Below are 6,000 nucleotides of genomic sequence, written 5' to 3' on the forward strand. Positions count from 1 at the left end.
TCCGGAACATTTCTGACGGGCAACGAAGCGGGATTACATCTTTGTAAGAGAGGTCTCTCTGTCCAATCCGTAAGTTGAAGCCGCGGGGCGGCGGCCTCATCTTCAAGCAACCTTCAAAGGAGGTTCGTATGAAGAAAGTTCTACTCGCCGGTGTTGCGGCGCTCGCCATCGCCGGTTCGACCGCGGTCTATGCCCAGCATCGTCAGTGGTCGCATGATCACGTCCGGATGAACCCGGAGGACAGGGCCGCCTTCCTCGACGCGCGGATCGCCGCCGTCCACGCCGGGCTGAAGCTGACGGCGGATCAGGAGAAGCTGTGGCCGCCGATCGAAGCCGCGGTGCGCGACTTTGCCAAGATGCGCCTCGACCGCGCCAATGCGCGGATGGCCGCAGAGAAGACCGATGCGGACAAGCCGCAGAAGGCGGATGATCCGGTCGCGCACTTGCGCGAGCGTGCCGACAACATGGGCGCGACCGCGGCCGCGCTGAAGAAGATCGCCGACGCCGCCGATCCGCTCTACAAGACGCTCGACGACAACCAGAAGCGGCGGCTGACCATGCTGACCCATATGGAGCACCGTTTCGGTGGGGAAGGCTGGCGGCACCACCGCGGCGAGCGCGACGGGGACCGCGACGGCGGCCGTGGACGCGATCGTTTCGACCACGATCGCGGGCCGGATCAGGAGCGCTCGGGCCGGCTCTGAGAGCCGGTTATAGTGCCCTCGGTAAGCCTCGGAAAAGCCGCCGGAATCCGGCGGCTTTTGATTTCTCGGGGAGGCAGGCGAAAGACGGGAAAACTTGGCTTGGTTTGCTGGACATCCCGGGATCGCTTTGCTAAACGACGCCCTCTCGCGAGGGTGACTTCCGGACAAGTTCCGGGCGCATAGCTCAGTTGGTAGAGCAGCTGACTCTTAATCAGCGGGTCCCAGGTTCGAGCCCTGGTGCGCCCACCACCCTCAAGAGGATGGCCCGCATGGGCTTTTTTAATTTACTCGGCAGAACAAAACCGGTCTCGTGCGACGTTTTTTGTGGTCGTACGTCGCACGCCGTGCGACGAGTTCATGTTTCCTCAGAGTTCTTAGCCGGATCCGATGCGCAGCGATCGTCATGTGACCAGGATAGGATTTAGGGACACTATCCACGTCAGAATTGCGGGGAGCGCAACGCGGTGGCGCTCGGTCTGATGGGGCTGTGAGGATTGCAGTCGAAGGGCGCAGGCCGCAATTGGCCGCGTTGCGCGCCAAATCGGCTAGGCCGGGCACCCCATGCCGGCAGACCTACAGAGCACCGGAGAAACGAGATTCAACCGGTCTGTGATCAGCCCTTCATCCCTTCCTTGCGCACCTGCAACTGGAGCCGGTCAATGCCGGAATCGGCGCGGTCCACATTGCGGGCGCGGTAGTGCTTCACGATGGTCTGCGCACTTCGGTACGAGTGCCCGGTGATGTCGCAGATCGTTAACAGGTCGCAGCCGGCCCGATCGAGCAGCATGACGCAGGTGTCGCGTAGGTCTTGGTCGTGCTTCTGGTCTAATTCGCCGGCGCCGTTGACGAACATCAGCGCCGGACATGGCTTCAAGCGCCATGCCCTCTCACCGTCACTGCTGTCACGCGCCGCCTGCGCATGCAGCCAATCCGCCAACACACGCTTGCGCTGATCAACCGCGCGGGCACGCTGCGCCTTGTTCTCTTCATCAAGCGGGAAGGCCGCGAATAGCCTGTCCACGTTTCTGATCAGATCGGTGCTCAGCCGCTCTGCGCGGACGATGGCCTGGCGAACGGCATCGCGCGCGAGAAAGCCGAACACGGCGACGGCGCGCGCGATCGAGACCCAATGGCGATAGGTGCTCTCATCATAAGGCTCACCATTGTCCTCGTTGACGACGAGTTCGGGCGGCAGCCTCTCAAGCTGAAGGCGCAACTTGAGCCCCTTAACTCGCGCGCGCGAGGCGTTTAGCCGTGCGCTGAGTTGTGGTGCCTCCTTGATGTCGACGAGTTCGCCAGTCTTGCTCTGTCGGAAAGCGTGCCGCCCCTCGACGCCACTCTCATTACGCATAATCAGACGATCGGTCTGGCGTTGCCCGGTGAACAGCGCGAGATAGAAGCTGTCGCCGATCGACGCCCGCTCGATCGCGTCAGCGGCGGCGACCCAGGCGGCAAATTCGGGCATTGCGACCAGGACGATGCGGCCGTCTGGATGATCGAACTCCATGCCTTCTCGCGGGTTTGGTCCGAGGCGCCACAGAATGCTTTCCTGCCCCCACGTAAACGCGGCGGAGAGCGTCGCGATCATCGCCAGCGCCATATGATGGCCGCGTGCCGATTTGGCGTAGTTATAGAACGCTCTGAACTCTGGCTTCCCGATCGTCGATGGCGTGGCAGTTGCGATCGCCTCGAGTTCGCGCGCGGGCTCGGCCACGCCGAGCAGTTTGGCGGCCCGGATTTCGGCACGCATTTTCGCGGCGGCCTCGCGCGTCTGCGGCCGGTAAAGGATAGCAGAGATGCACTTGCGATACGAGGATTGCGAGGCGGCCGACAGCACCCTGAACTCGGCCGAATTGCTCCAGTCGTCCAGAAGATCGTCGATCGTGGTACGCTTCCGAACCGTGATCTTTGTCGGCAATTTGCCAGCGCGGCGCGCAGCCTCAATTTCGGACTTTCGTTTATCGGAAAAGTCCGAGGCCTCCTGAAGATTGAACCAGGCGCCGACCGCGCGGCCTTTTTCATCGTAGGGCGGATGGCGCAAGTCGCCATCGACAAAGCCGAGTACTCGCGCATAAGCGCCATGCGATGAGCGCGGACGGCCGTCACGCCACTTCACGTAAGGAAACTTTGGATCGGCCATAGATAGCCTCGGTGCCAAGCAAGATGTGGCAACCATTGGAATCTAGCCCCACAAAATGTCAAGCGCCGTAGCGTCCATAGGCAGCTCGCAGCCGCTCGCGATGTTCTTCATCGCTTGCTGCCGGCGGTCGCGCGAATGTATCATTAGCGACTGTCTTCGGACGCATTGGATGATGCCGAGTCAGCCAGGCATCGAAACCGGTACGTTCCCATCTGAGGGGGCCACGTTTGCTGATTGGCGCTGGCAATCCGTCGCGCTCGTGTCGGATTTCGCGCGTGCGATAGAACGTATCTAGCGAGACGCCTATCGCCGTCGCAACCTCGGTCGAGGAATACGGAGGCAACACGCTCTGTGAAGTATTCGGCTGGCGCAAATACATAAGTCTGCGATGCCTCGTCACTCTTCGCATCTTTGACCGAAGACGATGCAACATGAGAGCAAAGAAAACGAACGCGAAAGCGCCCCGCATCGAGCGTAGGGAATTCGGCTTCTTTGGAGTGCAAATAGGATGCAGGCGGCGCTACAACTTCGCGCATTCATTCGCCGCGTTAACGGACTCACGGGATCGAGTAGTAACTGGTGCGGTGATCCCAACTTGCGCTTGACAGAGCTGGGATTTCACTAGCCGGCTAGCGAGCTCGATCCTGGAACCGCACCGTTATGAGCGGCGGGATAATTGTCATTCGGCCTGCAATATTGACCCCCTAAGCCGGGGGATCGGCGTCCAAAATTGACCCCCTACAGGTTGGTCTGTTGCGCTGCCTGCTTTGTAATGAAGCAGGTGGTCGGGGATGCTGGTCGTGGAGACAATTGCCCGGATACGGCGCGAACACTTCATCAAGGGCAAGACGATCAAGGAGATCGCCCGGGACCTGAAGGTGTCGCGGAACACGGTCCGGAAGGTGCTGAGGTCGGGAGAGACCTCATTCGAGTACGAGCGTGTTGTCCAACCGCGGCCGAAGCTGGGACGATGGGCAGCGGAGCTCGACGGATTGCTTGCGGGGAACGCAGCTAAGGCTGCTCGCGAACAGTTGACGTTGATCCGGATCTTCGAAGAGCTGCGCGGGCGCGGCTATGATGGCGGTTACGATACCGTTCGGCGTTACGCCAGGCGGTGGAGCCAAGAGCGTGGGCAATCGACGGCTGCAGCCTATGTCCCGCTGAGCTTTGCGCCTGGGGAAGCCTATCAGTTCGACTGGAGCCACGAGGTCGTCCTGCTCAATGGCGTAACGGTGATCGTGAAGGCCGCCCATGTCCGGCTCTGTCACAGCCGGATGCTGTTTGTGCGGTGCTATCCGCGCGAGACACAGGAGATGGTGTTCGACGCCCACGACCGGGCATTTGCTCTGTTCAAGGGCACCTGCGGACGCGGCATCTACGACAACATGAAGACGGCGGTGGAGACCATCTTCGTCGGCAAAGGGCGTCTCTACAATCGCCGCTTCATGCAGATGTGCAGCCACTACCTGGTCGATCCGGTTGCCTGCACGCCAGCGTCGGGCTGGGAGAAGGGTCAGGTCGAGAACCAGGTCGGACTTGTCCGGGAGCGCTTCTTCACGCCACGGCTGCGGTTCAAAACCCTCAACGAGTTGAACGCGTGGCTGTTGGACAAGTGCATCGCCTACGCCAAAGCGCACCGGCATCCGGAACTGATCGAACAGACGGTCTGGGAGGTGTTCGAAGCTGAGCGACCGAAGCTCGTTCCCTATGCCGGCCGGTTCGACGGATTCCACGCGGTGCCGGCGTCGGTCTCGAAGACCTGTCTGGTGCGTTTCGACAACAACAAATACTCGGTCACGGCCAGCGCTGTCGGGCGGCCTGTCGAGGTTCACGCCTACGCCGACCGCATTGTGATCCGCCAGGACGGGCGCATCGTTGCCGAGCATGCTCGCTCGTTCGGCCGCGGCGATACCGTCTACGATCCCTGGCATTACGTGCCGGTGCTGGCTCGCAAACCCGGTGCCTTGCGCAACGGCGCTCCCTTCAAGGACTGGGTACTGCCGGCCGCGATCGAACGTGTACGGCGCAAGCTCGCCAGCGCCGACGATGGCAATCGGCAGATGGTCGACATCCTCAACGCAGTTCTGACCGACGGCTTGCCGGCCGTCGAAGCCGCCTGCGCCGAGGCGATCACTCACGGCGTTCATTCCGCCGATGTCGTGCTCAACATCCTGGCCCGCCAGCGTGATCCTGCGCCACCGGCCAACATCCTCACCCCGGCTGCGCTGACATTGCGCCATGCCCCGATCGCCGACTGTGCCCGTTACGACAACCTCAGGAGAACCATCTGATGGAACGTACTCAACTGTTCGACCTCATGAGCGAGCTCAAGCTCTACGGCATGAAGGCCGCCTTCGATGAGATCATGGCGACCGCTGTCAAACGCCAGCACGAACCTCAACGCATTGTCGGCGACCTGCTCAACGCCGAGATCAACGAGAAGCAGGCGCGCTCGATCAAGTACCAGCTCACCATCGCCAAACTGCCGCTGGCCAAGGACCTTGAGGACTTCCAGTTCGAGGGCACTCCTATCAACCAGACGCTGGTCAATGATCTCGCCGGCGGCGGCTTCATCGCCCAGCAACGTAACGCCGTCCTGGTCGGCGGTACCGGCACCGGCAAAACACATATGGCCATCGCCATCGCCAGAAGCTGCATCCGATCTGGTGCCCGCGGCCGCTTCTACAACGTAGTCGACCTCGTCAATCGCCTGGAGATCGAGACCCGCAATGGACGGCAGGGTCGCATCGCCGAGCATCTGACCCGGATGGACTTCATTGTCCTCGACGAACTCGGCTACCTTCCGTTTGCTCAATCCGGCGGCCAGCTACTGTTCCATCTCGTCAGCCGGCTCTACGAGCGCACGTCGATCGTCGTCACCACCAACCTATCCTTCGGGGAATGGCCCAGCGTATTTGGCGACGCAAAGATGACCACCGCGCTGCTCGATCGTCTGACTCACCATTGCGATATCGTCGAGACCGGCAACGACAGTTGGCGCTTCAAGAGCCGCGACGACGATCACGCAACCCGCGCTCGCACCGTCTCCGCAACCCCGACCAGCTCCGACGGCGCGAGCGCTACCGCCAAAACCCGTCGCCCAAAGGGGTCAAAATTGGACGCCGATGCGGGGTCAAATTTGAACGCCGATTGACA

Annotated in this window: 3 protein-coding genes, 1 tRNA gene and 1 pseudogene; 4 read left to right on the forward strand and 1 reads right to left on the reverse strand. The window is 61.5% G+C overall.

Going from position 1 to position 6,000, the window contains the following annotated elements; genetic code table 11:
- Window positions 1-128: 128 nt before the first annotated feature.
- Both UP09_RS01270 and UP09_RS01275 read left to right on the forward strand, forming a co-directional pair.
- Window positions 129-704, forward strand: coding sequence for a Spy/CpxP family protein refolding chaperone (locus UP09_RS01270; RefSeq protein WP_044536170.1), 576 nt, complete (start codon window positions 129-131; stop codon window positions 702-704).
- 173 nt (window positions 705-877) lie between these two features.
- Window positions 878-953: transfer RNA gene (locus UP09_RS01275), tRNA-Lys, on the forward strand.
- 364 nt (window positions 954-1,317) lie between these two features.
- Here UP09_RS01275 and UP09_RS36175 read toward each other — a convergent pair.
- A complete protein-coding gene (locus tag UP09_RS36175; protein WP_052832913.1) occupies window positions 1,318-2,844 on the reverse strand; it encodes a site-specific integrase in 1,527 nt (508 codons plus the stop codon).
- Window positions 2,845-3,635: 791 nt separating this feature from the next.
- Between UP09_RS36175 and istA the strand changes: the two are divergent.
- A pseudogene (istA, locus tag UP09_RS01295) lies at window positions 3,636-5,205 on the forward strand (IS21 family transposase).
- Window positions 5,135-5,998 carry an IS21-like element helper ATPase IstB gene (gene istB, locus UP09_RS01300; protein ID WP_044536175.1) on the forward strand — a complete coding sequence of 288 codons (864 nt, stop codon included), beginning with the start codon at window positions 5,135-5,137 and terminating at the stop codon, window positions 5,996-5,998. Before istA ends, istB begins: the two are co-directional and overlap by 71 nt.
- The last annotated feature ends 2 nt before the right edge of the window (window positions 5,999-6,000 follow it).

Source organism: Bradyrhizobium sp. LTSP885 (assembly GCF_000938305.1).
Classification (GTDB): Bacteria; Pseudomonadota; Alphaproteobacteria; order Rhizobiales; family Xanthobacteraceae; genus Bradyrhizobium.